Here is a 26,972-nt window from a genome sequence, read left to right as displayed (position 1 = left end):
CGAACGGTTATTCAGTCCGGAATCCCTACGCCGGCGTGATGGGGGATTCCAAAGCGACGCGACGAGCGACGGCCCCGTCCGGCGAACGGGCGGGCGACGCGCCGACTCCGCGCGACGACCCCCGCGAGACGGGCGTGAGCAGGTGGCTCCTCATCGACGGTAACCGGTGGGCGGTGAGCGCCGGGCTGCTCGCGGTCATCCTCGCGGCGTTCGTCGCGCTCGACGTCGCCGGCCTGCTACCGATAACGCTGTCGGACCCGTACCTCTACCTCTTCAGCGGCCTGCTCACGGGCAACCTCACCCTGGTCACCGTCGTCCTCTCGATCAACCAGCTGGTGCTGTCGCGGGAACTCGGGTCGGTGTCGGATCTGGAGGAACGGCTCGAGGACGCCATCGACTACCGCCGTCGCGTGGAGAAGGACGTCGGCGAGGCGACGGCACCGGTGTTGCCCGGCGACTTCCTCGCGTTCGTCTACCGGAACGCCCGCACGCAGGCCGAGGAGCTGCGCGGCCGAGTCTCCGGGGCCGACGACGCGCGGCCGGCGTCAGACGTGGCCGCGTTCACCGACCGGTTCCTCGACCGGATCGGCGCCATCGAGCGGACCCTCGATCGCGACGACGTCGACCTGATCGACGCGCTCTCGGCGTCCATCGCCGTCGACTACTCGACCCAGACCCACGAGCTGTCGCGACTGCGCGAGCGCCACGAGGCGTCGCTCTCCGAGGAGACCAAGGACACGATGGACGGCCTCGTCCAGCGCCTCCGGCAGATCGAGATCGCCCAGCAGTACTTCAAGACGGTGTACGTCCAGGAGGAGCTGGCGTACCTCTCGAAGGCGCTGCTCTACGTGGGCATCCCGGCCGAGGTGATCTCCACGATGGCGCTGCTGTCCATCGCGGTGGAGATGGACGTTCCGGCGCGGCGGCTGCTCACGACCGGCCAACTCCACGTGCTGCTCCCGGTGCTCACGACGGTACTGTTCACCCCGGTCGTCGTGCTGTTCACCTACGTCGTCCGGGTCGCGACGATATCCCGGCGCACGACGCCCACCTCGCCGTTCACCGTCTCGACGGCCCGGTCCGGCGAGCCGGGCGAGTGACCGACCGGTCGTCCGGCGACTCGACCGGTCCCCGGAGCGGTGGCGCGCTCGTCTCCGGTCGTTGCCGGGTCCGGACGCTCACGGCTCGATGACCGCGCGGAACCGCACGTCGCCGTCGCGCATCGCCTCGTAGGCGGCGTCGGCGTCCGCGAGGTCGAACGTCTCGACCTCGGGCGTGACGTCCCGAAGCGCGCTGAACTCCAGGGCGTCCTGGGAGTCGCGGGCGTGGCCCGACGACCAGCCCCGAACGCCGCGCCGGGGGTCGACGAGCTCGAGCACGTCGACCGGCACCGGCTCCTCCGGGATGCCGACCGCGACGACGTCGCCGTTCGTGTCGAGGCCGTCGACCACGGCCGCGACGGGGTCGCTGGCCGGCACGGTCGAGAGCACGAGGTCGGCGCCCCCGAGGTCGGCGAGCGCCGCGGCGGGGTCCTCGGCCTCGCTGTCGACGTAGTGGTCCGCGCCGAACTCGCGGGCCGCCGCCTCCTTCCCCGGGCCGCGGGAGATCGCGACCGTCTCGAACCCCGCCGCGCGGGCATACTGGACGCCGAGGTGGCCGAGTCCGCCCACGCCGAGCACCGCGACCAGATCGCCGACGTCGGCGTCGGCGTGCCGGAGCGCGTTGAACGTCGTGAGGCCCGCGCAGAGCAGCGGCGCGGCGTCGGCGCCGTCGAGCGACGCCGGGACCGCCGCCAGCGCCTCGCGGCGAGCGAGCGTGTACTCTGCGTAGCCGCCGTCACGGGAGAGCCCCGTCACCTCCGCGTCGTCGCACTGGAGGAAGTTGCCCCGCCGGCAGTCCTCGCAGGTGAAGCAGTGGCCGCCGTGCCAGCCGACGCCGACCCGGTCGCCGGCCTCCCACTCGGCGACGTCGGAGCCGACCGCGTCGACGCGGCCGACGATCTCGTGACCGGGGACCCGCGGGAACTCGACGGCCGGGTTGCGGCCCTCCTTGACCGTCCCGTCGCCGTGGCAGACCCCGCAGGCCGCCACCGCGATCCGGACCTCGTCGGGGCCGGGGTCGGGGAGTTCGCGCTCGACGAGCTCGAAGTCGGCGCCCGGCTCGGGGACCACCGCCGCCCGCATGGTCTCGGTCTCGCTCATGGCCGTTCGGTCGGACGGACCCGGGAAAACGCTGTCGTCCGCCCGCGGCGGGGTCTGACGGCTCCGGGTCGGCCGGCGTCCGGTCGCCGGGACGCAGTTCCCGGTTCCGGGGCGCGGTCGGCGCTCCCAGTCGCCGTCTCAGACGACCAGTTCGGGTCGCTCGCCGACCGTCACGGAGAGCGTCTTCACCTCGTCGTCGCGGCGCACCCGCATCGAGAGCTCGTCGCCGGGGCTGGCCTCGAGCGCCAGGTGGGCGTGGAGGTCGCTGGGGGTCTGGATCTGCTCGCCCTCGACCGCGAGGACGGCGTCGCCGCCGACCGGGACGCGGAACCCCTCGACGCGCTCGACGCCCGTGCAGGGCCGGAGCTGTCCGTTCGCCGGGACGCCGTCCGGCACCGAGACGACCAGGACGCCCTCCGCGTTGGGGAAGCCGTTCGCGCGCGCGATGAGTTCCGTCACGGTCGCGGTGTCGGCGCCGAGGTAGGGGTGGTCGTACTCGCCGCTCTCGATGAGCGCCGGCACCACCCGCCGAACCAGCGCGGCCGAGATGGCGAACGCGATGTTGTCGCCGCCACCGGAGTTGACCACGCCCAGCACCTTGCCCGAGAGGTTCACCAGCGGGCCGCCGGAGTTGCCGGGGTTGACGGGCGCGTCGGTCTGGACGGCGTTCGGGATCAGGTAGTCGCCGACCGGGCTCGGCACCTGGCGGTCGACGCCGCTCACGATGCCCGAGGTGAGCGACCCCCGGAGGCCGTACGGGCTGCCGACGACCGCGACCCGGGTCCCGATGGCCGGCTCGGACTGCACGAGCGAGAGCGGTTCGGCACTGTCGGGGGCCGAGACCTCGACGACCGCGAGGTCGCTGCGCGGGTCGCGGCCCGCGACCCGGCCGACCCGGGAGGTCTCCTCGTCGAACTGGACGCTCATCCGGTCGGCGTCGCCGACGACGTGGTAGTTGGTGACCAGGTGCGTGTCGTCGTAGAGGAACCCCGACCCCTGTGAGCCCGACGGGGTGCGGAGCAGCGCGACCCCGTCGGACGTCCGGCGGTACACCTGGGTGTAGACGCTCGCCCGGTCCGCGGCGGTCGACGCCGACGCGTCTCGGACGGGCGCGTTCGCGGTTGCGGCGCCGGACCCATCGCCCGTCGCGGCGCCGGCTGTGCCGTTCTCGGCGGGCGGCGAGTCCGACGAGCACCCGGCGAGACTGCCTGCGGTCGCGGCGGCGAGCGCGCCGAGGACGTCGCGGCGCGTTGGCTCGGATGGCATCGTTCGAGGGTTCGACCGTCGCGTAAAGAAGATTGGGAAGCGGCGACGTCCCCGGTTGCGGGCGTCGATTCGGGCGCGGTCCGCTGGCCGCGGGCGTCGGCCGGGGACGGCCCGCTGGCCGCGGGCGTCGACCGGGTCCCGTCTGCTGGCGGGATGGGCCGGGAACGGGACAGCGCGCCGATAACGGAGGGACCACCGGGACTGCCGGCGCTGGCGGCGCGACGAGGTCGCGCCGACGGTGGCTGGTCGGGGCAGCGGTGGGGCAGCCGTGACCCCCTCGCAGGCGGGCGGTTCGAGCCCTGCTACCGGGGCCAACTCGCGCTCCGAAATGGTTTTGAACAGCGCCCGCCGAAACCCAGTATGCCGACAGAACCGGAAACCGATTACGACCCCTCCCTCGGCAACAAGTTCATCTTCGTCACCGGGGGCGTCATGTCGGGACTCGGCAAGGGCATCACGGCCGCCAGCACCGGCCGCCTCCTCGCCAACGCCGGGTTCGACGTGACCGCGGTCAAGATCGACCCGTACCTCAACGTCGACGCGGGGACGATGAACCCGTTCCAACACGGCGAGGTGTACGTGCTGAAGGACGGCGGCGAGGTCGACCTCGACCTCGGCAACTACGAGCGCTTCCTCGACGTGGACATGACGTTCGACCACAACGTCACCACGGGCAAGACCTACCAGCACGTCATCGAGAAGGAGCGGGCCGGCGACTACCTCGGGAAGACCGTCCAGATCATCCCCCACATCACGGACGACATCAAGCGCCGCGTCCGGGAGGCCGCCGAGGGCCACGACGTCTGCATCGTCGAGGTCGGCGGCACGGTCGGCGACATCGAGGGGATGCCGTTCCTCGAGGCGCTCCGGCAGTTCGCCCACGAGGAAGAGGAGGAGGACTTCCTGCTGACCCACGTCACGCTGGTCCCCTACTCGAAGAACGGCGAGCAGAAGACCAAGCCGACCCAGCACTCGGTCAAGGAACTGCGCTCGATCGGCCTCCAGCCCGACATCCTGGTCGGGCGCTGCGAGGACGAGCTCGAGCCCTCGACCAAGGAGAAGATCGCGCTGTTCTGCGACGTGCCCACCGACGCGGTCTTCTCGAACCCCGACGTCGAGGACATCTACCACGTCCCGCTGATGGTCGAGGAGGAGGGCCTCGACGAGTACGTGATGGAGCAGTTCGACCTGACCGACGAGGCGATCCCGAAGGGCGAGCGCGACAACAGGTGGCGCGAGCTCGTGACCCAGGAGACCCACGGCGAGGTCGACGTCGCGCTGGTCGGCAAGTACGACCTCGAGGACGCCTACATGTCGGTCAACGAGGCGCTCAAGCACGCCGGCCTCGAGAAGAACGTCGACGTCAACGTGCAGTGGGTCGACTCCGAGAAGATGGCCGAGGACCACGAGGAGCGGCTCTACGAGGCCGACGGCATCGTCGTCCCCGGCGGGTTCGGCTCCCGCGGGACCCGCGGGAAGATCGAGGCCATCCGGTACGCCCGCGAGAACGGCGTCCCGTACCTGGGGCTGTGTCTCGGCTTCCAGCTCGCGGTCGTGGAGTACGCCCGCAACGTGCTCGGCCTGGAGGGCGCCCACTCCACCGAGCTCGACGAGGACACGCCCTACCCGGTCATCGACCTGCTGCCCGAGCAGTACGACCTGGAGGACCTGGGCGGCACGATGCGGCTGGGCGCCCACGAGACCGACATCGAGCCCGGCACGCTGGCGGCCGAGGTGTACGGCGACACCGCCTGCACCGAGCGCCACCGCCACCGCTACGAGGTCAACCCCGAGTTCTTCGACGCGTTCGAGGACTCCGGGCTGGTGTTCTCGGGGCAGTCGGGCAACCGGATGGAGATCCTGGAGCTGGCCGACCACCCGTACTTCCTCGGCACCCAGTTCCACCCCGAGTTCCGGTCGCGACCCACCCGGGCGAGCCCGCCGTTCGTGGGGCTGCTCGAGGCCGTCCTGTCCGATTCGGACGGGAACACCGAGGCGGAGACCCCCGAGGAGGTCGAGGCCTGATGGTCGACACCGACGAGTTCGTCGAGGAGAAGGTCGCCGAGATCCGCGAGGAGATCGGCGACGCCCAGGCGGTCATCGCGCTGTCGGGCGGGGTCGACTCCTCGACCGCGGCCGCGCTGGCCTACGAGGCGGTCGGCGACCAGCTCACCCCGGTCTACGTCGACACCGGCCTGATGCGGAAGGGCGAGACCGACGAGATCCGCGAGACGTTCGCCTACATGGACAGCCTCCGGATCGTCGACGCCAAGGACCGGTTCCTCGACGCCCTCGCGGGCGTCACCGACCCCGAGGAGAAGCGCCACGTCATCGGCGAGCAGTTCATCCGGGAGTTCGAGACCGTCGCCGAGGAGACCGGCGCCGACTACCTGGTGCAGGGCACCATCTACCCCGACCGGATCGAGAGCGAGGGCACCATCAAGTCCCACCACAACGTCGGCGGCCTCCCCGAGGTCGTCGACTTCGAGGGCATCGTCGAGCCGATGCGGGACCTCTACAAGGACGAGGTCCGGGAGGTCGCCCGGGCGCTCGACCTGGAGGAGATCATCGCCGAGCGCATGCCGTTCCCCGGGCCGGGCCTGGCGGTCCGCATCCTCGGGGAGGTCACCGAGGAGAAGCTCGAGGTCGCCCGCGAGGCGACCCACGTCGTCGAGGACGAGCTCGAGGAGTACGACCCGTGGCAGGCGTTCGCCGCGGTCCTCGGCAAGGCCACCGGCGTGAAGGGCGACAACCGGGTCCACGGCCACGTGGTCTCGGTCCGGTCGGTCGAGAGCCGCGACGGGATGACCGCCCGCGCCCAGGAGATCGACTGGGAGACCCTCCAGCGCATCCAGAGCCGTATCACCGGGCAGAACGACAACGTCTCGCGGGTGGTGTACGACGTGACCCACAAGCCGCCGGCGACCATCGAGTACGAATGAAGGCCATCCTGATCGGTCCCGACGACGACGGACTGGGCGACGCCCTCGAGGCCGAGGGGGTCGACGTGACGCGGATACCCGAGGTTGCCACCCGGCCGGCGCTGGAGGAGGCCGGCGTCACCGGCGCCGACGCGCTGGTGCTGACCGACACCGGTGCCGCGACCGCCATCCCGGTCGCGAAGGACCTCAACGACGACCTGCGGGTGGTCGTCTACACCGACGCCGACCTGCCGGACTTCGCCCGGGGCCAGGCCGACCTCATCCTCGACCCCGCGCTGCTGTCGGCCGACGCTGTGGCCGAGGAGCTGGCGGCCTGAGACGCCCGTCGAGCCGACCGCCGGCGTCCGGTCGGCGGTTCGACCGCACGCGAAAACGCTAAGTGGCGGGGTTGTCAGGTCCGGGCCAGAGACGCGATTCGGATGGCCGGACTCACCTACCTCTCGTTCCACGGCGTCTTCCTCCTGCCGCCGATACTCCTGCTCTCGGCCGCCGCGGTGCGGTCGTCCCCCCGACGACGCGACGCGGTCGGCCTGGGGCTGCTCGTCGCGATGGCGGTCGCGTACACCGCCCCGTGGGACGCCCACCTCATCCGACGGGGCGTCTGGCGCTACGGCGCCGGCGTGGTGGCGTACCGGATCGGCGACGTGCCGGCCGAGGAGTACCTCTTCTTCGTCCTCCAGACGGTGCTGACCGGGCTCTGGTTCTACCGGTGTGACGCGGCGTTCGGCCGCCGGTCGGCCGACCGGCGGTCGGTCGCCAACCCGGTCGGCGCGGTCGGCTGGCTGCTCGTCGCGGCGGTCGGCGTCGGACTGCTCGGGCGCCCCTCGACGTTCTACCTCGGCGCGACGCTCGCGTGGGCCGCACCCGTCCTGGCGTTCCAGTGGGGCTACGGCGGCGGCCACCTCTGGGCCGCGCGCCGGGCGTGGGCGACCGCCGTCGCGGTCCCGACGGGCTACCTCTGGTTCGCCGACGGCGTCGCCCTCGACGCCGGACTGTGGCACATCTCGCCGACGCACACGACCGGGCTGTCCGCGGCGGGCCTGCCGGTCGAGGAGGCGGTCTTCTTCCTCCTCACCAACCTGCTCGTCGTCCAGGGGCTGTTGCTGTTCGACCGGGTGGTCGACGGATGGGCGTGAGCGACGGCCCGGAGCGGTTCCTGTTCGTCCCGGTCTGGCTGGCGCTGGGCGCGACCGCTCTCGCGTCGCTCGCCGGGGTGGCCGTCGCCGGCCGGTGGCGGTACGTCCCGCTGCTCGCGAGCGCGCTGGTCCTCGGCGTCCCCCACGGCGCCGTCGACCACCTGACGCTGCCCCGGGCCCGGGGCGAACGCGTCACGCCGCGGTCGCTGGCGGCCTTCTGCCTGTGGTATCTCCTCGCGGCCGGGGCGTTCCTCGCGGTCTGGTTCGTCGCGCCGGCGGTCGCGTTCCCGGCGTTCGTCGGCCTCACGTGGTTCCACTGGGGACAGGGCGACGTCCACGCGCTGGCGGCCTGGACGCCCGGCCGCCATCCGACGACCCGGGTCGAGCGGGCGCTGACCGCGGCGGTCCGGGGCGGCCTGCCGATGGTCGTCCCGCTGGTCGCGTTCCCCGGCGTCTATCGGTCGGTCGCCGTCGACGTCGTGACGCTGTTCGACTCCGGCGCCGCGCGAACCCTAGACTGGCTGTTCCGGACCGACGTCCGGCTGGCGCTCGGCGGCGGGCTCGCGACGCTCGCCGCGGCGTCGCTCTGGCTGGGGTACCGGCGCACCGGCGGCGACGCGGCCTGGCGGGTCGACCTCGCGGAGACGGGCCTCCTGTCGGCGTTCTTCGCGGCGGTCCCGCCGGTGGTGGCCGTCGGGCTCTACTTCACCCTCTGGCACTCGCTCAGGCACGTCGTCAGGGTGGCGCGGCTCGACGGCGGGACCAGCGCGGCGCTCGACGACGGCGCGTCCGGTCGGGCCGCCGTCGGGTTCGCGCGCGACGCCGCGCCGTTCACGCTCGGCGGACTCGCGCTCGCCGCGGGGACGTACGCCGTCGTGGCGCGCGGCGACCCGGCAGTACCGACGATAGCGGCGGTCTACCTCGTCGTCCTCTCGGTGCTGACGGTCCCGCACGTGGCGGTCGTCTCGCTGCTCGACCGGGAGCAGCGGACGTGGCGGCCCGCGCGCAGACCGTGAGCGAACCCGGGTGTCGAGGCCGGGATTGCCGCTACTCGTTATCAGCTCTGGTAATCCGACCAAACCTTATTGAGCGACACTCCCAGCGTCCGCCTGATGAACGGTTCACCGGGGAGTCGGATTCCCTCACTGGGACGAATCAGGCGGAGCTACGCCGCAAAACTGGCTATCGCGTTGCTCGCGGTCATCGCGATCACGGTGGCGTTCGGGACGCTGGTTCACTTCCGGACCGCCGAGACGGTCCAGGCCGACGCCCAGCAGGACCTGACGACGCTCTCGAAGGCACAGGCGAACGAACTCGACCGGTGGCTCTCGAACGTCGAGCGGCAGGCCCGCACGACGTCGGAGCATCCGGCGCTCGCGTCGGGCGACCCCGACCGGATACGGGAGCACCTGTCCGGCCTCGTCGAGGACGGGCAGGTACCGCGCGGGGTGGTCGCGGTCCACTACCTCGACACCGAGCGGATGACGTTCGTCACCAGTTCGTCGTCCGGCATGGTGGGCGTGAGTCCGCGCGAGCAGGGGGCGCCGTTCGCGACCGACCCGCCATCGTTCGACGGGCCGGAGGACACCTACGTCACCCGGCCGTTCACGGTGTCGGTCGCGGACTTCCCCGTCGTCGCGGTCATCTCGCCCGTCCCGGACCGGCCGAACCGGGCGGTCGTCTACATGGTGAACATCAGGAAGCAGGTCGCCGCGCTCGAACAGTCGGTCGACGGGGGGTACACGGCCGTCGTCGACGGGAACGGGCTGTTCGTGGCGCACCCGAACACGACGATGATCGGACAGCAGCACCACGGCGGTGCCGACAACCCCGCGGTGAAGCGGGGGACCGCCGGCGAGTCCGGGTTCATGGAGATGGGCGGGAACCAGCTGATGGCGTACGCGCCGATGGAGTCCGCCGACTGGGTCGTGATGGTCCACGCGCCCAAGTCGAACGCCTACGCGCTCCGCTCGCAGGTGACGTCCAACGTGCTGGGGCTCATCCTGATGGCGGTCATCAGCCTCGCGCTCATCGGCGTCACCGTCGGGAGTAACACGGTGATCTCGCTCCGACAGCTCTCGGCCAAGGCCGACGAGATGGCCGACGGGAGCCTGGACGTGGACCTCGAGACGAAGCGGGTCGACGAGATCGGCACGCTGTACGCGTCGTTCGGCGACATGCGCGACTCGCTCCGGCGCCGGATCCGGGAGTCCGAGCAGGCCCGCGAGGAGGCCGAGACCGCCAAGGAGCGCGCCGAGGCGGCCAAGCAGGAGGCCGAGGCGATGACCCGACACCTCGAACAAAAGGCCGAGCACTACCAGAACGTGATGGTGGCCTGCGCCGAGGGCGACCTCACCGAGCGGGTCGACTCCGAGAGCAGGAGCGACGCGATGACGGCCATCGGCCGGGCGTTCAACGACATGATGGGCGAGATCGAGCAGACCGTGGCGAACGTCAAGGAGTTCGCCGACCACGTCTCCGCGGCCGCCACGGAGGTCGACGGCAGCGCCGACGAGGTGATGTCGGCAAGCGCCGACGTCAACGAGGCCGTGCAGGAGATCTCCGAGGGCGCGCACCGACAGACCGAGAACCTCCAGGAGGTGTCCGGCGAGATGAACAACCTCTCGGCGAGCGCCGAGCAGGTCGCGTCGACCGTCGACAGCCTGGCCGAGACGTCCCAGCGGGCCGCCGAGGCGGGCGAGGACGGGCGCGGCGCGGCCGAGGAGGCCATCGCGGAGATGGACGCGGTCGAGGAGGAGACCGAGCACACCGTCGAGCAGATCGAGGCGCTCGAGGCCGAGATGGCGGCCATCGGCGACATCGTCGAGGTCATCACCGAGATCGCCGAGCAGACTAACCTGCTCGCGCTCAACGCCTCCATCGAGGCCGCCCGGACCGGACAGGACGGCGACGGGTTCGCCGTCGTGGCCGAGGAGATAAAGAGCCTGGCGGAGGACAGCAAGGAGTCGGCCGCGGAGATCGAGCAGCGGATCGAGCGCATCCAGGCCCAGACCGCCGACACGGTCGAGGGCATGCAGGCGACCAGCCAGCGGATCTCGACCGGTGTCGAGACCGTCGAGGAGGCGATAGACGCGCTCGAACGGATCGTCGACCACGTCGAGGAGACGAACGGGAGCATCCAGGAGATCAACGACGCGACCGAGAACCAGGCCGAGTCGACCCAGACCGTGGTCGACATGCTGGGCGAGGTCGCGAGCATCAGCGAACAGACGGCCAACGAGGCCGACGGCGTCGCGGCCGCGGCCGAACAGCAGACGACCACGATGCAACGGGTCGGCGCGAACGCGACGGACCTCGCCGACAGGGCGGCCGAGCTCAGGGAGCTCCTCGAGGACTTCGAGGTCCACGGCGAGACCGGGACGACCGGTCGCGACGCCGACCCGACGGTGGTGAGCGACGATGACTGACAGGAACCACACCGAACGCACGACAGAACCGGACGACCGCGGACGGACGACAGGCGCCGACGACCGCGGACGGAAAGCCGAGGCGAACGACCGCGGACGGGCGACAGGCCCGGACGCCGCCGGACGTGCGGCCGATACGAACCGAGGTGAGCACGCGTGAGTGCGGCGACGAGCTGGTTCTGGATCGGCGCGATCGGCATGGCGGCCGGGACGGTCGCGCCGGCGTGGCGGCTCGCGACCGAGCGGCGACACCGGGCCCACTACGCGGTCCTGGCGCTGATAACGGGCATCGCGACGGTCGCGTACGCGACCATGGCCCTCGGTATCGGCGGTATCGACGTCGGCGGCACGGTGCTGTACCTGCCGCGGTACGTCGACTGGCTGCTGACCACGCCGCTGCTGGTGCTGTACCTCGGCCTGCTCTGCCGGCCTAGTCGGCGGGTGTACGCCGCGCTGGTCGCCGTGGACGTGTTCGTGATGGGGTCGGGCGTCGTCGCCGGGCTCCTCGACGGGACGGCGAAGTACGCGATGTACCTCGCCGGGTCGGTCGCGTACCTCGGGCTGCTGTGGCTGCTGCTCCGGACGCTCCCCCGCGCCGCGACCGGCTACAGCGACAGGGTCGACGCCGTCTTCACCAAGCTCCGGAACCTGACCGTCGTCCTCTGGACGCTGTATCCGGTCGTGTGGATACTCAGCCCGCTCGGGCTGGGACTGCTCGACGTCGGGACCGAGGTGCTGGTCGTCACCTACCTCGACCTCATCAGCAAGGTCGGGTTCGTGGTCATCGCCGTCAACGGTCGCGACGCCCTGGACTCGCTGGCCGACGACGCCGCGGTACCCGTCGAGCGCTCGGCCGCCGACTGACGGCGCCGCCCCTCCGCGCCGCGCGCCGCCAGGGTCGACGGCCCTACGGCCGGTTGGCCGCCTCCCGGAGGCGGTCGCTTCCGTGCCGCATGATGGGCGTGCCGTGGCCCATCGCGGCCACCTCGAAGTCGGGCGCCTCACGGACCAGCCGCCGGAGGCTCCGGCCGACCTCGTCGGTGTCGTAGCTCATCGCCCACGGCGAGGGCTCGAGCCGGCCGTCGGACTCCCGGACCAGGTCGCCCAGGAACGCCACGCTCGGGTCCTCGGCGACGTAGACGGTGTGGCCCGGCGAGTGGCCCGGGGTGTGGTAGGCGGTGAAGCTCCCGATCCGGTCGCCGTCCTCGACCGGCCGGATCGGCAGGTCGGGCGCCGAGACGAACAGGTCGCTGACGCGCTGGAGCAGTCCCTTGCGGTTGCGCCAGTCGGGTTTGCGCCGGCCGACCAGCACCTCGGCGTCGGCACGGCCGACGTACACCGGCGCGTCGAGGTCGAGCTTGGACAGCGCGCCGACGTGGTCGAGGTCGTAGTGGGTGACCAGCACCCGGTCCACGTCGGCGACCCGGTGGCCGGTCTCCCGGACTGCGTCCCGGACGTCGCCGGCGTCGCGGGGCGTGCCGGCGTCGACCAGCACGAGGTCCCCGTGGTCGTCGGCGAGGTACGCGTTGACGCCGCCGAGGTCGAGCCACCAGATCCCGCTGTCGGCGTCCGAGTCGGCGTGGAGTCTGGTCGTCGTCGCCATGTCCGGGGGTACGTCGCCGGTCACCAAATCCCTGTTCCCCGGGGTCCGCACCGCCGAGAGCGGCCCGCCGCGACGCGTCCGGCCGACCGGCGCGGGCCGGGGACGAACGGACACTTTTTGTCCGTCCGGGCCGGTGGTTCGGGTATGGAGAACCGTTTCCCGGACTCGGGGTCGCGAGACCGACGGAAGGCGGCGCTGGCCGTCCTGCCGTTCCTGACGCTGGGGCTGCTCGACGTGGTGTTACTGCTCGGGTGGGGCGTCGACCCCCTCTGGGGGTTCGCCATCCTGCCGCCCATCCTGTTCGTGAGCGTCCTCGCCTGGATCGCGTTCTCGTCCGGCTTCGTCGGCGACCACCGGACGTAGTCCGGCGGTGACCTTCGGCCGGGCGTAATCCCGACCACCGGCCGTCGTCGCCGGGTCCGGCCGGCCTCGACGCCTCTCTCCTCGCGTGCACTTACTCCGTGCTTGAGTGCGCACCGCGTCGCCTACGCGGAAGTTGAACTGTTCACGACCGTTCAATCGAGGGTGAACGGGGCTGAACCATCTGGACGGTCGCCCCGGTTGAAGTGGGCGGCGCTCCTACGGTTCGATGCGGTCGTTGCGACCGGCGCGCTGTCGTCCCGCTCCCGGCAGCGCGCGTCCGACCGCAACCGCACATCCCGGCGCGACGAGCGACGACGCACACACCCGGCCGGGTCGGACCCGCCCACCGGCCCGGTTTCCGTCAGCGCGACAGCCGACCGCCTCGGCGTCGCTCGTCGTTCCTACCGCCAGAGGCACAGTCCGCACCCATCGACCGCCGCTCCGCTATCCCTTGCGAACCGGCCGCCCCGCTTTTCTCGGGGCGGCCGCCGGCCGGGGACGACCCGACCTCGGCCGCACTCGTCTCGAACGGATCCGATTTCGAGGCCGACCGCGTACCGCCTGCCCGATTTTAAGGCCCGCCGCGCCGTCTACCGATACATGGGACTCGACCGTTACCCGGACCTCGACCCGGACGAGGGCGAGGTGCTCGACGAGGAACTGGCCGCGACCGACGACGTGCTCGTGAAGGCGTTCGCGCTCGGCCCCGGCGCCGAGCTGTCGCCCCACGACCACCCCGACGCGACGAACGTCTTCCACGTGCTCGAAGGCGCAGTGACCGTGGTACAGGGCGACGACGAGGAGGTCGTCGAGGCGCCGGGCGTGGTGCTCCACGAGCGCGGTCAGGTCCACGGCGCGCGCAACGAGACCGACGAGACTGCCGTGCTGACCGCGAGCCTCTGTCCGCTGCCGTCCTGAGACGAGCCGCTGCCTCCTGTCACGCGAGTTCGCTCTCGGCGTCATCCTCCTCTATCTGCCGGTGGACCACCCAGAAGCCGAGCAGGAGCCCCACGAGCAGCAGGACGTAGACGCCCGCGATGGTGATGGCCTCGGTCGGCCCGTAGTCGTCGGGCTTGAAGGTGATGATCTGGCGCACGACCGCGATGAGGCCGGCGTGGATCACCGCCAGCACGACGCTCTGGGCCTCGACGTAGGCGACGACCGTGTGGTAGAGCTCCACGATGACGAACAGGTAGAGCACGATGTCGATGGCAGACCGGACGAGCGACAGCGTGGCCGTCACGTTCGTGATGTCGCGGGCCAGGACCGCCTCTCCGATGGTGATGGCGAGCGTGACGACGCCGAGCAGCAGCAGGACGACCAGGAACGCGGCGATAGCCGACTGGAGGACGGTGACGCCGCTCTCGAGCCAACTGGTGAAGCGGGAGGCCTCGATTCGGTCCATCGTAGTGTCGAACTCTCGACGCGCCGGCGGAAGTGCGTTCTGCCCCGGACCCGGCGTTCTCGCCCGGCGACGCCCCGAGGCCGTAGCGGACGACCTTCCGGGGCAGTGCTGTCCCGCGCGAAGGTTCAAGTGCGAAGCCGGGACGAGTTCCGCCCGGACGCCTCGCGCGGTCGCCCGGCGCCGACGCCGAACTCGGTCGGGGCGGGCCGGCGACCGTCAGTCCGACTAACCGGAGACGGCCGCGCCGTCCCCGACGGAGCGACTGCCACGGCGCCGGTCGACGCCCCTCACGCGATACCGACGAGGTTCAGCCCGGTCTCGACCGCCCCGGCTACCAGCGCGCCGAACGCGAGCGCGCCCGTCGCCGAGTAGAGCGTGAACTTCCAGCGGGCCATCCCGGCCAGCCCCGCGGGCACCGAGACCAGCGACCGGAGGACCGGCAGCAGCCGGCCCCAGAGCACCGAGCTCTCGCCCCACCGGCGGAACCACCCGGTCGCCCGCTCCAGCCGGTCCTCCGAGAGCCGGAGCCGGCCGCCGCGGTCGGCCAACGCCGACCGGCCGCGCTCGCCGAACACGTGGTACGCGAACAGGCTGCCGGCCGTCGTGCCGACGACCACGGACGCGACGAACAGCCCGAACGTCGCGGGCCCGCCGATCAGCAGCGCGGCCGCGCCGGGCACGACCACCTCGCTGGGCAGGAGCGGGAACAGCAGCGAGGCCTCGAGGAACGTGAACGCCGCGACAGCGAGGTAGCCGTACTGCTCGACCAGCCGCAGCGCCGCCTCGCCGAGGTTCTGGAACACGGGTCGACTTCGCGCTCGAACAAGAAAGTCCGGTCGGCCGCGAGCGGCGGCGCCGGTCGGTCAGCGACCCGCCGGCCACGGGCCCGCCGGCGCTCACCCGTCGGGTTCGGACTCGGCGATGTCGCCGATGTCGGCCTCGTCGTCGCCGACCATCGGACAGCCGGCCACCCGGAAGTGCTCGGCGTCGGGCATCGCGAGGATGTCGGTCCCCTCGTGGGTGCAGGCGAGCGCCGGCGGCTCGCCGAAGTGGGGACAGCCGTGGCACGTCGCCTTCGGAATCGTGTGCACGTCGCGGCCGTCCGACCACTCGACGTCGTCCGCCTCGGCGGGCGGGGTCACCGCGGGCGCGTCCTCGTCCTCGGCGAGCCGCTCCCAGAGCGCTTCCCCGTCGAGTTCGCCGACGTCGACGGCGTCGAAGGGGTCGGTACCGTCGCGCTCGCGCCGCCGCTCGTCGACCGCCGCGGCGACGTCGGCCAGCGGCCCCTCCCTGTCGGACCGGTCGTCCGTGGCCCGCCCGGCCGCGTCGCGCTCGTCGGGGCGCCGGCCGGTGCGCCTCCGGATCTCCGCGGCCAGGTCGCCGAGCGGCTCGTCGGGCCGGTCGCGGTGGCCGGACTCGCCGTCGGTCGCGTCGCGCGGCGACTTTTCGGTGTCCCCGCGGTCGTCGCTCATCCGTCGTTCTCCCCGACGATGTCGTCGAGGTCCTCGCCGACCGCCGGGTCGCCCTCGACCGCGGCGCCGAGGTCCCAGTCGGCCCGCTCGCCCTCCAGCGCGGGCGGATCGCCGACGACGAGGCGGGCCGACCCGAACAGCCCCCGCTTGGGTTCGACGTCGTTGAAGGTGCTCGCGCAGTGGGGGCACCTAGGCTCGGCGAGCAGCCCGACGTGGACCGTCTCGCCGCAGTGGCCGCAGTCGGCGCTGTCGACGCCCCGGCGGTTGGCGAGGTGCGCGAGCTCGTCGGCCGCCGCGCGGGCGGCGTGGCGCGCGGTCAGCGTCCGGGTCCGGTCCCGGAGCTCGACGGTCACCTCGGCCAGCGTCGAGAGCCGGGACTCGAGGTCGTCGGTCGCGTCGGTCAGGTACTCCAGGACATCCTCGTAGTTCTCGAACCCGGCCTCGACCCGGTCGTCGAGTTCGGCCACCGTCTCGGCGAGCGCGTCGAGCTCGTCGGCGAGCCGGTCGGCCCGGTCGGCCACGCTGTCGGTCCGCTGGCGGAGGTCGTCGTGGCCGTGGTCGGCGGGCGCCTTCGCGTCGGTCTCGCGCTTGACCTGGATCACCCGGTCGCGCACGTCGTCGATCTTCTCGTCGAAGTCGTCCTCGGCGTCGGCGAGGTCGGCCTCGACCTCGGCCAGCTGGGCCTCGAGCTCCTCGCGCAGCTCCGAGAGCTCCGCGCCGAACTCCCGCCGGAGGTCGGCGAACGCCTCGGCGTCCTCGGGGGCGTCGCCGTCCCGGAGGCGCGCGAGCAGCTCCGTCCGGCTCACGCCCAGCTCCTCGGCCTTCGCGTCGAGCCACCCCTCCAGGGGGTCGGCGGCCGCGTCCGCCGACCCGCCGACGTCTTCGCCAGCCATTCAGTTCGAGTTATCACACCCCCGACTTAATGGTTGGCCCTCGCTACCGGTTCCTGCCCCCGCACCGACACGACTTTCCGCCCCGGGGTCGGACCTCCGACCGACGACATGTCCGACGACCGAACCGCCGACGTGGACGCCGTCCTGTTCGACCTCGACGGCACGCTCGTGGAGTACGAGCGGTCGCCCGCGCAACTGCTCGACCTCGCCTTCGAGTCGGCCGGGGTCGACCCGTTCTTCGACGCGGCCGAGTACTTCGACCGGTTCGACGACCACCTCGGCCCCGGCGTCTCCATCCGCGAGGGCCGGGCGAACTGCTTCGCGGAAATCGCCGGCGACTGCGGCCGCGACCCCGATCTGGGACGCCGGGTCGCCGACGCCTTCGCCGCGGAGCGCGACCACTCCCGGGTCGAGTGCCTGCCCGGCGCGGCCGCGGCCGTCGAGGCGCTCGCCGCCGACCACGCGCTCGGCGTCGTGACCAACGGCCCGCCCGGGATGCAGACCGAGAAGCTGGCGGCGGCGGGGCTCGCCGACCGCTTCGAGACGGTGGTGTTCGCGGGCCACGACGCCGCGACCAAGCCCGACCCCGAGCCGTTCGAGGCCGCGCTGGCCGACCTCGGCGCGGCGGCCGACCGGGCGGTCCACGTCGGCAACTCCCTCTCCTCGGACGTGGCGGGCGCCCACGCCGCCGGCCTCCGGTCGGTCTGGGTCCCGGCCGAGGACGGGGTCGACCCTGACCCCGAGCCCCACCACGCGCTGCCGTCGCTGGAGCGGTTGGCCGGGAGTGGGCGTCCGCCCTGGCAGGGGTGAGCCGCCTCGACGTCGGTCGGGAGATCAGCCGGACCAGACGTCGAGCGCGACGCCGACGAGCATCGCCGCGCCCGCGACGACCAGTAGCAGGCTGTAGGGATCGCTCGACGCGAGGTACCGACCGAGTCCGACGGCGACGAGGCCGCCGAAGAACGCGAGCCGCCAGCCGCGGGTGTCGATGGCGTCCAGCAGGACGCCGACCGCGAGCACGCCCGTGATGTAGAGCGAGGCCCCGACGTCCGCGGGTGCGGCCGGGCCGCGCTCCCGGATCGACGTGACTGCGGCCGCCAGCGCGACCAGGAAAAAAAGTCGGTTTTCTCACACTACCGGACGTCGAGCAGGTTCGCCGCGACCATCACGACCCCCATCGCGGCGAGCAGGAGCGAGACGAGGTCGCCGCTGGTCGCGTACTCCCAGCCGCTCCAGACCGCGACGCCGCCGAAGAACGCGAGCTGCCACTCGCGGGTGTTGGTGGCGTCGCGCAGCACGCCAGCGAGCAGCAGCCCCGTCAGGTACACCCCGAACAGCGCGGTGACGACGCCGTCGCCCCGCTGCACCGCGGCGGCGAGGCCGAGCAGGCTCAGCGCGAACAGGACGCCGGCCAGCCCCTTCGCGGCCAGCTCGACCGCCGGGGTCCGGATCACGGCTCTAGTCGTCCGCGGCCGCGGCGTCGCCCGGGTTCACGTCGGTCACGGTGCCGACGCCCTTGCTCTGGCCCTCGCGGAAGACGAACCGCTGGCCCTCCTCGACCAGGTACGGCCGGAACTTGAACCGGACCCGGGTGGCCCCCGAGTCGCCGGGCAGCAGCTGGCCGCCCTCCGGGTGGAACTCGGCGGCCTCGCTGACGGTCTCGAGGTGGATGACCGGCTCGTAGCCGTCGCCGATGCGGGTCGGGTGGTTCAGCACCACGACCTCGGCCTCGAACTCCCGGACCGGGTCCGGGTCGGCGTCGCCGGGCAGCAGCACCATCCCGCGCTCGACGTCGGCCTCCCGGACGCCCTTCAGGGCGATGCCGACGATGCGGCCCGCCTTGGCCTTGTCGACCCGGTGGTAGTGCATCTCGATCGACCGGACCTCGACCTCCCGGAACGCCCCGTCGGCCATCGGGCCGAGCAGCAGCTCGTCGCCGGCCTCGACCTCGCCCGACATGATGGTGCCGGAGGCGACCGCGCCGACCCCGGTCACCGAGTAGGTCCGGTCGATGTACATCCGGAAGTCGCCCGAGTCGGCGGTCGTCTTCGGGAGGCGCTCGAACAGCTCGTCGAGGTCGTCGAGCCCCTCCTTGGTGACCGCGCTGGTCGTGACGACCGGCACGACGCTCTCGCCGATCTCCTCGACCGCCGCGTCGATCCCGTGGCGCTCGACCCTGAGCGGGGTCTTGTCCGCGCCCCGGAGCAGGCGCTCGACCTCGCGTTCGACCTCCGCGATCCGGTCGTCGTCGACCGCGTCGGCCTTCGTGATGGCCACGATGGTCGGGAGCTCGGTCGCGAGCAGCACCCCGAGGTGCTCGCGGGTCGTCTTGGTCGGCCCGTCGTCGGCCGCGACCGTCAGCAGGCCGTAGTCGAGCTTCTGGCCCACCAGCCCGCGGATGGTGGTCCGGAGCCACGGCTCGTGGCCCACGGTGTCGACGAACGATACCAGCCGGTCGCTCTCCTCGACCACCCGGGCCCGGTCGGACTTCCGGTGGGGGTTGTCCATCCGGACCGGGCCCTCGCCGTCGAAGCCGTAGACCGCGTACGAGAGGTCGGCCGACAGCCCCCGCTCGACCTCGTGGGGCTGGACGTCGAGGAACCCGCGAGTGCCGCCCTCGCCGTCGTCGGCCTGACCGGTCACCAGCGACCCGACCAGCGTCGACTTGCCGTGGTCGACGTGGCCCGCGGTCCCGACCACGATGTGCTGGCTGTCGGTGTCGAGCATCGCGCCCTCGCGGATCGTCGCCACCCCGACGAGGCCGTCGGCCTCGCCCTCGGCCGAGACGGTACCGTCGGTGATGCCCCACGTCCGGACGTCCTCGATGTGGGCGCCCGCCTCCTCGGCCAGCAGGCTCAGCACGTCCATCGACTCCGAGAAGTCGTCGTGGTCGATCCCGGCGATGCCGCCGTCGTCGGTCACCCCGACGACGTAGGTCGCCTCGCCGTCGCCCGACAGCACGCGGTGTCGGAGCTGGGCCGCCAGGCTCTCCATCCGGCCGTCGGCGAGGTGGAGGTCCTTGGTGAGCCGCTCTTTGAACTCGACGCTGCCGCCCTCCTGTTCGCCGCGTTCGAGGGCGCTTCGCAGTACGGCCCGGTCAGGGCACATACGACCGGGTTAGTGAGGAGCCGTCAAAAGCCTTGCCCGAATATAGGGCTCCGTATCCGACCGTACCGGGTCGTACGCCTCCGTTTCCGGACGGCGACGACCGACCGCCGCCGGTCGCTGCCGGGGCCGTCGAATCGCGGCCGATGGGGCCGGCATCAGCGGAAGGCGGTCGCACCGCCGTCGAGCGACTACAGCTCGGTCTCGTTCACCGGGATGGTCGAGTCGTGCACGAACTCGACCGCGACCGGCGTGTCGCTGACGTTGGGATCGTACGTCAGCGTACCCCCGGCCCCCTCGGGCACCGAGAAGACGGTCCAGCCGGCGTAGAAGGTGCCCGGCGACATGGTGAAGTCCATGAACCCGTCGTGGTCGCGCAGCGGCTGGTGCGCGTAGGTCTCGCCGTCGACCCGGAGTCTGAATCCCTCCTCCTTCACCGGCGCTGCGGCCTCGCCGGTGTTGTTGACGCGCATCGCGACCAGGACGAACTGCTCGCCGTCCGGCGGGTAGTAGGCCCGGCCGTCGCTGCGGTTGGGGTCGATCTCGTCGACGACCTCGGCGTTCCACGAGACCCGGAGGGTGGAGGTGCTGTTCGGCGGCGAGACGCTCTCGGCCGAGACGGCCCCGCCGCCCCCGAGGAAGGGCAGCGGGACACCGGCCAGCACGCCCGCGGCCAGCACCGCGGCGACCACCGCGACTGCGAGCGCGGGCTTCGTCGGGACGCTCCCGCCGAGCGCGCCGCCGACCGTCGCCTTGGCCCGCCCGGCGAGCGCTCGCAGTCGGTCGACCGGGGAGTCGCCGTCCCCGCCGCCGCTACCGCCCGACGAGTCGGCGCCCCCGCCGTCGCCGCCGTACTGCTCGGCGAGGTCGGTCCACCCCTTGCGCTCGAGGACCGTCGCGATGCCCTCGCTGTCGAGCAGGTCGACGCCGGTCCCCTCCGAGACCTTCCGGGCGTGGTCCGAGACGCGGCCCGTGGTGACGATGGCCGACTCCCCGACCTCGTACTGCTGGCAGAGCTTGGCGAACTGCTGGACCTGCTGGCCGCCGACCTCGCCGTCGCCGGCGTACGCCCACAGCAGGCCCTCTTCGCCGGTGGAGGGTCGTTGGACCGCGACGAACACCCTGCCGTCGTCGCGCTTGACCTGCGTCTGCCAGCCCTGCCGCTCCCAGAGGGCCGCAACGAACTGACCGAACTCGGACTGGTCCAAACCCTGCAACATGATTTCACCGCGCGGGAACCGTGTTCGCGCTCATCTCCTCAGGCCTCGTATAAAAATCATCCCCCCTCAGCGCCTCCGGGCCGCCAGCAGGGTGGCCGCCACCACCGCGACGACGCCCGCTGCCGGGCCGAACCCCGGGACGGGACCGCCGCTGCTCTCCCCGGTCTCGCGCACCGCCTGCTGGCGCAGGGGGCGCTCGCCGCCCGGCGCGGCCGCCTGCGTGAGGCCCTCGGCCGTTATCGTCGCGGTGGTAGTCGTCGTCGCGGTCGCGGTGGTCGTGGTCGTCGGTACCGTCGTCGTTGTCGTCGTCGCGGTGGTCGTGTTGGGGGCCGCGGTCGTGGTCTCCTCGGGCTTCACCATCCCGGGGACGGTCCGGCCCTGGTCGACGAGCCTGATGTCGAACGTCCGGCCCGGCCGGAGGTCCGAGAAGTCGACGGTGGTCTCGAACGTCCGCTCGGCCGTGACCCGCACGGTCCGGGACTGGTGGAACGGGGGCATCCCGTCGTCCCGGACGGTGATGTTGATGGTCGAGCCGGGGGTCAGCGTCGTGGTCCCGGAGATGGTCGCCTTGCCCTCCACGACGACCCTGTCGCCCGGCCCGTTGCGCTCGATGTGGACCTTGCGCGGTGCGACCCGGAACGACGTGGTGACGACCTGTTTCCGCTTCGCGAGCCCGGTGTCGGCCTCGATCGTGAAGCTGACGTTGTACCGGTCGCCCGCCTCGATGTCGTGTTCGCCGGTGTCGACGAAGACGTAGAACCCCTGCTCGACGGAGACGAACCGCTCGACGTCGCCGCCGTCGAACTCGTTCCTGTCGGCGTTCATGTCGCCGTCGACCTGCGCGAACCGGAGGTCGACGCCGTTCGCGCCGCCGACGCCCCCGTTCGCGAACAGCCCCGCCAGCCCGGTCGCGTTGACGTGGACCGCCAGCCAGTCGCCGCGGGCGACCGAGTTGTTCCCCCACGGCGCCCGCGTCGCGCCGACGATCTTCTTCTCCGTGTCGAGTTCCGACACCTTCAGCGACGCCGGCGCGATGCGGACGTCGATGCCGTTGGTCGCCCGCTCGTTCAGGACGAGCTTCCCGAGCGCGAGCTCGCGGCCGTCCCGGGTGACGTTGAGGTCGTAGATGGCCGCCTCCAGCGGTTTGTCGACCGGGGTCGGCGTGGCGCGGACCACCGTCCCGCCCGACAGCGCCCGCTTCATCTCGGCCTCGGTGTCGGCGACGCCCGCCAGGTAGGTGTTCAGCGTGAGTTCGGTCTTCCCGTTGCCGACCCGCACCTGCATCCAGAACGCCTCGGACTGCGACCCGATGTTGACGACGCCGCCGTCGGAGGTCTCGACGGTGATGGTGGTGATGTCGCCCTGCACCCCGTAGGTGACCGTCGGCGAGAACGAGGCGCTCGCTCCGGCGGACGCCGCGGTCGAGCCCGCGCCGGCCGCGGCCGAACTCGCGCCGACCGCCGGCGCGACGGCGGCCGCGAGCAGCAGCGTCACGAGGCCGGCGGCGCGGAGTCGGGGAAGTCTCGCTGACATGGCGGGGTGAAAGTAAGCGACGAGTTATGACCCATCCGTAATAAATCCGATTGTTGATACGCCGCGCCCGCCGGCGGCGATGTCGGGGCCGAGCCGTGATCCGGGGGCCGAGCCCGGGCTCAGTTGCGGTCCCGGAGGCGCTCGTAGGCCTCCTTCACGCGCTTGAACTCCTCCTCGTCGCCCGACTCCCGGTCGGGGTGGACCGTCTTGACCCGCTCGCGGTAGGCCCGCCGGACCGCCTCGTCGTCGGCGTCGGGGTCGAGCCCCAGCACGCGGTACGCCTCGGCCGCGCTCGGCCCGGAGTCTCTGACCGTCCGCGCCCCGCCGGCCCGGCCGGCGCGAGCGCCCGCGGCCCGTCGCCCGCCGGCCTGCCGCGCCCGGGCGTCGCCGTCGAATCCGCGGCGCCCGGTGAACGACTCGCGCGGGCCGGCGCCGAAGCCGCCGGTCTCGGTCTCGGCCCGGCGGTAGCTGCCGGCCCGGCCGCGCTCGACCCGCTCGCGGAGCCGGCCGCTGGCGTGGTACCACACCAGGTAGGCGGCCACCCCGAACGGGACGGCGACGGCGAACAGCGCGGGCGTGTAGACGAACGCCAGGACGAACTCCAGGGTGGCGATGCCCGCGAGGACCGCCGCCAGCCCGAACAAGAGCCGGTCTTCCTGCACGACCTGCCCTTCGTGGCCCGGCACCGTAAGCGTCCCGCATGGCCCTGGCGCGGGCGGGCCGACTCCTGGGACGGCAGGGTCCGCTTCTGCGTCGAAACGGCGGCGAGCGTGGCGCTTATCAGGAGCGGACCGCTACGCACGGGTATGCAATTCTGCGACGAGTGCGGCTCCATGATGAAGTCAATGGGGTCGAAGATGGTCTGTTCGAACGACGACTGCCAGCACACCGACGCCAAGGACGAGGACCTGGCCGCCGAGTTCGTCTCGACCGAGGCCCAGTCCGACGACGACGTCATCGAGACCTCCGAGGAGGCCAACTTCGAGGGCAAGCCCACCGCCGAGGACGTGACCTGCGAGGAGTGCGGCCACGGCAAGGCGTGGTACACCATCAAGCAGACCGGCGCCGCCGACGAACCGCCGACCCGGTTCTTCAAGTGCCAGGAGTGCGGTTACCGGTGGCGCGAGTACAACTAGGCCGCGACCGCTTCGGGGCCTGCCGGGACGGGCGACCGCTCACTTCTCGCGGATTCGGCGAAATACTCTCCCCGACAGAACCCTAACGAAAACGCATGGGCCTCATCGGCAGGGTCGAGACCGACTCCCAGCCCGGCCAGGCGGCGCTGTCGGCGGTCCCCGACATGGTGGCCCGCCTCGAGGACGTCCGGCCGGACCCCGAGGAGTCGTGGCGGGTCATCTTCTGGGCCTCTGGGGACGACTTCGACGTCTACGAGGACGCGATGACCGACGACCCCGCCGTCGCCGACTGGGAACTGCTCACCGCGCTGCCGGACCGCCGGCTCTACCGGGTCACCCTCGCCGCGGAGGCCGGCGAGCAGATGCTCCACCCCGTCGTGGTCGAGGAGGACATCACGATCATCGACCTCACCCTGACGGCCGACCGGCTGGCGGTCCTGGCCCGGTTCCCCTCGCGCGAGTCGCTGGCCGCGTTGCGCGAGGCCTGCCGCGAGCGCGGCCTGTCGTTCCACCTCGACCAGCTCTACGACGAGGAGGCGGTCGTGAACGACGGCGGCGTCGAGAGCCGCTACGGGGTGACCGAGCCCCAGCGCGAGGCGCTGCTGGCCGCGCTGGCGGCCGGCTACTTCGACGTCCCGCGGGGCGCGAAGATGGCCGAGATCGCCGACGACCTCGGCGTCTCGACCACCGCGCTCTCCCGGCGGCTCCGCCGCGGGCAGCGCAACCTGCTCCGCAACACCCTCGCGCTCGCGACGGACACTTAAACCGATAACTGGGTGAACCTTAAACCGATAACTGGGTGAACCCGGGGGTGTTCGGTCGCCGCCGCCCTACTCGATACCGTGACATCGACCAGTGACGCCGGGGACGGGTGGCGGACCGGGGACGCGTACTACTACCGCGCTGCGGACGACGAGTCGCTCTCGGCGGCGGTCGTCCGCGCGGTCGCGGCGGTCTCCGACCGGAGCTCCGCCGGCGACCCCCGCGAGGCGCTCGACCCGCTCTACGACTCGGTCGACCCCGACGCGCTCGACGCGCTGTTCCGCCACGCCGACGACTCGCAGACGGGCGCGGTCGAGTTCGCGTACTGCGGCTACGAGGTGACGGTCGACAGCACCGGGCTGGTGACGGTCACCGAGTAGGGGCGCACGCCGGCCCCGTAACCCCAGTCGGATATCCGCCTCCGCCGTCTCGTTACGCCTTTGAGCGTCCGGGCGTTCACCGACACACATGCCCCTCTGGGGACCCGAGAGCTACTGGCTCGTCAGGCTGCTCTTCCATCGGGGGCTCGCGGTCATCTACCTGCTGGCGTTCCTCGTCGCGGCGAACCAGTTCCGGGCGCTCGCCGGCGAGGACGGGCTGTTGCCCCTCGACGAGTACGTCGAGCACGCGGAGTTCCGGGAGCGGCCGAGCCTCTTCTACGTCTTCCCCTCCGACCGCGCCATCGGGCTCGCGGCGTGGGCCGGCGTCGGCCTGTCGGCGCTCGCGCTGGTCGGCGCGCCCTCGTGGCTCCCCCGGGAGTTCGTCCTCCCGGCGTCGATGGCGCTCTGGACCGCGCTGTGGGGGCTCTACCTCTCGTTCGTCAACGCCGGCCGAGTGTTCTACGGCTTCGGCTGGGAGTCCATGTTGCTGGAGACCGGGTTCCTGGCCATCTTCCTCGGCGCCGGCCCGTTCGCGGTCGCGTGGCCGGTGGTCTGGCTGCTGCGGTGGGTGCTGTTCCGCAACATGTTCGGCGCCGGCCTCATCAAGATCCGGGGCGACGAGTGCTGGCGCGACCTGACCTGCATGGAGTACCACTACGAGACCCAGCCGATGCCGAACCCGACCAGCTGGTACGTCCACCACCTGCCGGCGTCGGTCCACCGCGCCGCGGTCGTCGTCAACCACGTCGTCGAACTCGCGGTGCCGTTCCTCTACTTCGCGCCCCAGCCAGTCGCCGCGCTGGCGGGCGTCGCGACCATCCTGTTCCAGGGCTGGCTGATGCTGACGGGCAACTTCTCGTGGCTCAACGCGCTGACGGTCGTGCTCGCGATCCCGACGTTCGGCGACTCGGTGCTGACCGGGGCGGTCGGCGCGCTCGGGCCCCCGGTCGCGGCGCCGGCGACCGTCGCGCTGCCCCTCTGGTTCTGGGTCGCGGTCGGCGGCGTGACCGCCCTCGTGCTGGCGCTCAGCGTCCGGCCGACGCTCAACATGGTCTCCTCCGAGCAGGTGATGAACACCGCGTTCGACCCGCTCCACCTGGTCAACACCTACGGCGCGTTCGGCTCCATCACCCGCCGGCGCTTCGAAATCGTCGTCGAGGGCACCCGCGACGAGGAGATCACGCCCGACACCGAGTGGGAGGCCTACGCCTTCGAGGGGAAGCCGACCGACCCCGAGCGCCGGCCGCCCCAGGTCGCGCCCTACCACCTGCGGCTCGACTGGCAGCTCTGGTTCGCCGCGATGTCGCCCTCGCCCGGCCGCCACCGGTGGTTCGGCCGCCTGCTGGAGAAGCTCCTGGAGGGCGACGAGGCGGTGCTGGGCCTGCTCCGGACCAACCCCTTCCCCGACGAACCGCCGACCCACGTCCGGGCGGTCCGGTACCGCTACGAGTTCACCGCGCCGGAGGAGCGCCGCGAGACCGGCCGGTGGTGGTCCCGCGAGCGCGTCGGGAGCTACGTCCGGCCGGTGTCGCTGGACGACCTCGGGGCGGGCCGCCGGGCCCGAGGTCGGGCGCGACGACGGCAGTAGTAGCCGACCCGGATTACTCGCGGCGCTCGTCGTTCCGCGCCGGCGGCGCCTTCGAGACGACCTTCCCGAACAGGTCGCGGTTGTCCGCGACCGCCCGGTAGGCGCTCTCGCGGAACCGCTCGTAGTCCTCGAAGTTCCGGAGGAACCGGACCACCGGTCCCGCCTCCGCCCCGACGTCCGACCGGACGAGCGCCTGCTCCAGCGACTCGCCGCAGGAGTACACCTCGCCGTCGACCAGCAGGTGCGAGCACTCCTCGTAGTCGTCCGGGAGCCGCTCGCGCGTCTCGTCCGTGAGCTCCGCGAAGCCGACGACCCGGAAGTCCGACCGGCGCTCGAAGAAGTCGGCCCACCACGTGCAGAAGCCGCAGTCGTCGTCGTAGACGAGCGTGACCTGGCTCATGCCCGGACGGACGGGCGTCGGCAACTAATCGCTACTGGAACAGTCCGGGCGGAGGCCCTGCGCAACCGGGACCGGATGCCGGAGAGCTGCGAGAGTTTACTCGGAACCGAGTGGCAATTTTTCCGGCTTCCGGACGTTT

The 26,972-nt window shown here is 72.0% G+C and carries 30 protein-coding genes; 16 read left to right on the top strand and 14 right to left on the bottom strand.

The genetic code is table 11. From position 1 onward, the window contains the following. Positions 1-38: 38 nt before the first annotated feature. On the top strand, positions 39-1,100 hold the full coding sequence (locus tag ACQUQF_RS04270) for a hypothetical protein (RefSeq protein WP_435176053.1): 1,062 nt from the start codon (positions 39-41) through the stop codon (positions 1,098-1,100). A 78-nt stretch (positions 1,101-1,178) separates the two neighbouring features. Here ACQUQF_RS04270 and ACQUQF_RS04265 read toward each other — a convergent pair whose 3' ends face one another. Beyond that, positions 1,179-2,183 carry an alcohol dehydrogenase catalytic domain-containing protein gene (locus tag ACQUQF_RS04265; protein ID WP_435177597.1) on the bottom strand — a complete coding sequence of 335 codons (1,005 nt, stop codon included), beginning with the start codon at positions 2,181-2,183 and terminating at the stop codon, positions 1,179-1,181. 156 nt (positions 2,184-2,339) lie between these two features. Next, positions 2,340-3,467, bottom strand: coding sequence for a S1C family serine protease (locus ACQUQF_RS04260; RefSeq protein ID WP_435176050.1), 1,128 nt, complete (start codon positions 3,465-3,467; stop codon positions 2,340-2,342). Positions 3,468-3,827: 360 nt separating this feature from the next. Between ACQUQF_RS04260 and pyrG the strand changes: the two genes are divergently transcribed. The 8 genes from pyrG (at position 3,828) to ACQUQF_RS04220 (ending at position 11,837) form a co-directional block, all read left to right on the top strand. Then, the gene (gene pyrG, locus ACQUQF_RS04255; RefSeq protein WP_435176048.1) at positions 3,828-5,492 is read left to right on the top strand and encodes a glutamine hydrolyzing CTP synthase; all 1,665 of its coding nucleotides are present in this window, start codon (positions 3,828-3,830) and stop codon (positions 5,490-5,492) included. After that, positions 5,492-6,409: a glutamine-hydrolyzing GMP synthase gene (guaA, locus tag ACQUQF_RS04250; protein ID WP_435176045.1), complete on the top strand. Its 918-nt coding sequence runs from the start codon at positions 5,492-5,494 to the stop codon at positions 6,407-6,409. The genes pyrG and guaA overlap by 1 nt, the downstream gene beginning before the upstream one ends. Next, positions 6,406-6,726, top strand: coding sequence for a DUF7126 family protein (locus ACQUQF_RS04245; protein WP_435176043.1), 321 nt, complete (start codon positions 6,406-6,408; stop codon positions 6,724-6,726). Before guaA ends, ACQUQF_RS04245 begins: the two co-directional genes overlap by 4 nt. A 102-nt stretch (positions 6,727-6,828) precedes the next feature. After that, the gene (locus tag ACQUQF_RS04240; protein WP_435176041.1) at positions 6,829-7,545 is read left to right on the top strand and encodes a lycopene cyclase domain-containing protein; all 717 of its coding nucleotides are present in this window, start codon (positions 6,829-6,831) and stop codon (positions 7,543-7,545) included. Continuing rightward, entirely contained in the window at positions 7,536-8,561 is a 1,026-nt protein-coding gene (locus ACQUQF_RS04235) for a Brp/Blh family beta-carotene 15,15'-dioxygenase (protein ID WP_435176039.1), read from the top strand. The genes ACQUQF_RS04240 and ACQUQF_RS04235 overlap by 10 nt, the downstream gene beginning before the upstream one ends. Before the next feature lie 96 nt (positions 8,562-8,657). Continuing rightward, positions 8,658-10,973 carry a methyl-accepting chemotaxis protein gene (locus tag ACQUQF_RS04230; RefSeq protein ID WP_435176037.1) on the top strand — a complete coding sequence of 772 codons (2,316 nt, stop codon included), beginning with the start codon at positions 8,658-8,660 and terminating at the stop codon, positions 10,971-10,973. Next, positions 10,966-11,133, top strand: coding sequence for a hypothetical protein (locus ACQUQF_RS04225; RefSeq protein ID WP_435176035.1), 168 nt, complete (start codon positions 10,966-10,968; stop codon positions 11,131-11,133). The genes ACQUQF_RS04230 and ACQUQF_RS04225 overlap by 8 nt, the downstream gene beginning before the upstream one ends. Continuing rightward, entirely contained in the window at positions 11,130-11,837 is a 708-nt protein-coding gene (locus tag ACQUQF_RS04220) for a bacteriorhodopsin (RefSeq protein WP_435176033.1), read from the top strand. The genes ACQUQF_RS04225 and ACQUQF_RS04220 overlap by 4 nt, the downstream gene beginning before the upstream one ends. Positions 11,838-11,880: 43 nt before the next feature. Here the strand turns inward: ACQUQF_RS04220 and ACQUQF_RS04215 are convergent, their stop codons facing one another. Beyond that, positions 11,881-12,576 carry an MBL fold metallo-hydrolase gene (locus ACQUQF_RS04215; protein ID WP_435176031.1) on the bottom strand — a complete coding sequence of 232 codons (696 nt, stop codon included), beginning with the start codon at positions 12,574-12,576 and terminating at the stop codon, positions 11,881-11,883. A 144-nt stretch (positions 12,577-12,720) separates the two neighbouring features. On the opposite strand from ACQUQF_RS04215, the gene ACQUQF_RS04210 reads away from it, so the two are divergent. Then, complete coding sequence (locus ACQUQF_RS04210; RefSeq protein ID WP_435176029.1) at positions 12,721-12,939, top strand: hypothetical protein; 219 nt, start codon at positions 12,721-12,723, stop codon at positions 12,937-12,939. Between the two features lie 600 nt (positions 12,940-13,539). Further along, the gene (locus tag ACQUQF_RS04205) at positions 13,540-13,857 is read left to right on the top strand and encodes a cupin domain-containing protein (protein ID WP_435176026.1); all 318 of its coding nucleotides are present in this window, start codon (positions 13,540-13,542) and stop codon (positions 13,855-13,857) included. Between the two features lie 19 nt (positions 13,858-13,876). Here ACQUQF_RS04205 and ACQUQF_RS04200 read toward each other — a convergent pair whose 3' ends face one another. From ACQUQF_RS04200 to ACQUQF_RS04185, 4 genes are all read right to left on the bottom strand, one after another. After that, positions 13,877-14,344 carry a phosphate-starvation-inducible PsiE family protein gene (locus ACQUQF_RS04200; protein WP_435176024.1) on the bottom strand — a complete coding sequence of 156 codons (468 nt, stop codon included), beginning with the start codon at positions 14,342-14,344 and terminating at the stop codon, positions 13,877-13,879. Between the two features lie 287 nt (positions 14,345-14,631). After that, positions 14,632-15,147, bottom strand: a complete 516-nt coding sequence (locus ACQUQF_RS04195; RefSeq protein ID WP_435176023.1) for a DedA family protein — start codon at positions 15,145-15,147, stop codon at positions 14,632-14,634. A gap of 93 nt (positions 15,148-15,240) precedes the next feature. Then, entirely contained in the window at positions 15,241-15,816 is a 576-nt protein-coding gene (locus ACQUQF_RS04190) for a hypothetical protein (RefSeq protein WP_435176021.1), read from the bottom strand. Continuing rightward, the gene (locus tag ACQUQF_RS04185; RefSeq protein ID WP_435176018.1) at positions 15,813-16,709 is read right to left on the bottom strand and encodes a hypothetical protein; all 897 of its coding nucleotides are present in this window, start codon (positions 16,707-16,709) and stop codon (positions 15,813-15,815) included. Before ACQUQF_RS04185 ends, ACQUQF_RS04190 begins: the two co-directional genes overlap by 4 nt. A 108-nt stretch (positions 16,710-16,817) precedes the next feature. Between ACQUQF_RS04185 and ACQUQF_RS04180 the strand changes: the two genes are divergently transcribed. After that, on the top strand, positions 16,818-17,519 hold the full coding sequence (locus tag ACQUQF_RS04180) for an HAD family hydrolase (protein ID WP_435176015.1): 702 nt from the start codon (positions 16,818-16,820) through the stop codon (positions 17,517-17,519). 24 nt (positions 17,520-17,543) lie between these two features. Here the strand turns inward: ACQUQF_RS04180 and ACQUQF_RS04175 are convergent, their stop codons facing one another. The 6 genes from ACQUQF_RS04175 to ACQUQF_RS04150 all read right to left on the bottom strand — a co-directional run bounded on the left by ACQUQF_RS04175 (position 17,544) and on the right by ACQUQF_RS04150 (position 23,229). Continuing rightward, on the bottom strand, positions 17,544-17,729 hold the full coding sequence (locus tag ACQUQF_RS04175) for a hypothetical protein (RefSeq protein ID WP_435176013.1): 186 nt from the start codon (positions 17,727-17,729) through the stop codon (positions 17,544-17,546). Between the two features lie 113 nt (positions 17,730-17,842). Next, positions 17,843-18,163 carry a hypothetical protein gene (locus tag ACQUQF_RS04170; protein ID WP_435176010.1) on the bottom strand — a complete coding sequence of 107 codons (321 nt, stop codon included), beginning with the start codon at positions 18,161-18,163 and terminating at the stop codon, positions 17,843-17,845. A gap of 4 nt (positions 18,164-18,167) precedes the next feature. Then, positions 18,168-19,817, bottom strand: coding sequence for a GTPBP1 family GTP-binding protein (locus ACQUQF_RS04165; RefSeq protein ID WP_435176007.1), 1,650 nt, complete (start codon positions 19,815-19,817; stop codon positions 18,168-18,170). Between the two features lie 188 nt (positions 19,818-20,005). After that, positions 20,006-21,022: a restriction endonuclease gene (locus ACQUQF_RS04160; RefSeq protein WP_435176004.1), complete on the bottom strand. Its 1,017-nt coding sequence runs from the start codon at positions 21,020-21,022 to the stop codon at positions 20,006-20,008. A gap of 78 nt (positions 21,023-21,100) precedes the next feature. After that, a complete protein-coding gene (locus tag ACQUQF_RS04155; RefSeq protein ID WP_435176002.1) occupies positions 21,101-22,567 on the bottom strand; it encodes a BGTF surface domain-containing protein in 1,467 nt (488 codons plus the stop codon). Positions 22,568-22,686: 119 nt separating this feature from the next. Beyond that, entirely contained in the window at positions 22,687-23,229 is a 543-nt protein-coding gene (locus tag ACQUQF_RS04150; RefSeq protein WP_435176000.1) for a DnaJ domain-containing protein, read from the bottom strand. Positions 23,230-23,373: 144 nt separating this feature from the next. On the opposite strand from ACQUQF_RS04150, the gene ACQUQF_RS04145 reads away from it, so the two are divergent. From ACQUQF_RS04145 to ACQUQF_RS04130, 4 genes are all read left to right on the top strand, one after another. Continuing rightward, the gene (locus ACQUQF_RS04145; RefSeq protein WP_435175998.1) at positions 23,374-23,703 is read left to right on the top strand and encodes a transcription factor S; all 330 of its coding nucleotides are present in this window, start codon (positions 23,374-23,376) and stop codon (positions 23,701-23,703) included. Positions 23,704-23,798: 95 nt separating this feature from the next. Further along, the gene (locus ACQUQF_RS04140; RefSeq protein WP_435175996.1) at positions 23,799-24,467 is read left to right on the top strand and encodes a helix-turn-helix domain-containing protein; all 669 of its coding nucleotides are present in this window, start codon (positions 23,799-23,801) and stop codon (positions 24,465-24,467) included. Positions 24,468-24,545: 78 nt separating this feature from the next. Next, positions 24,546-24,845 carry a HalOD1 output domain-containing protein gene (locus ACQUQF_RS04135; protein WP_435175994.1) on the top strand — a complete coding sequence of 100 codons (300 nt, stop codon included), beginning with the start codon at positions 24,546-24,548 and terminating at the stop codon, positions 24,843-24,845. 88 nt (positions 24,846-24,933) lie between these two features. Continuing rightward, positions 24,934-26,433: a lipase maturation factor family protein gene (locus ACQUQF_RS04130; protein ID WP_435175992.1), complete on the top strand. Its 1,500-nt coding sequence runs from the start codon at positions 24,934-24,936 to the stop codon at positions 26,431-26,433. A 13-nt stretch (positions 26,434-26,446) separates the two neighbouring features. Here the strand turns inward: ACQUQF_RS04130 and ACQUQF_RS04125 are convergent, their stop codons facing one another. Beyond that, a complete protein-coding gene (locus ACQUQF_RS04125; RefSeq protein ID WP_435175990.1) occupies positions 26,447-26,833 on the bottom strand; it encodes a DCC1-like thiol-disulfide oxidoreductase family protein in 387 nt (128 codons plus the stop codon). Positions 26,834-26,972 lie beyond the last annotated feature (139 nt).

It is taken from the genome of Halorussus sp. AFM4 (assembly GCF_051194995.1).
Lineage (GTDB): Archaea > Halobacteriota > Halobacteria > Halobacteriales > Haladaptataceae > Halorussus.
The sequence above is the reverse complement of the archived record's forward strand: the minus strand, read 5'-3'. Positions and strand labels throughout refer to the sequence as shown.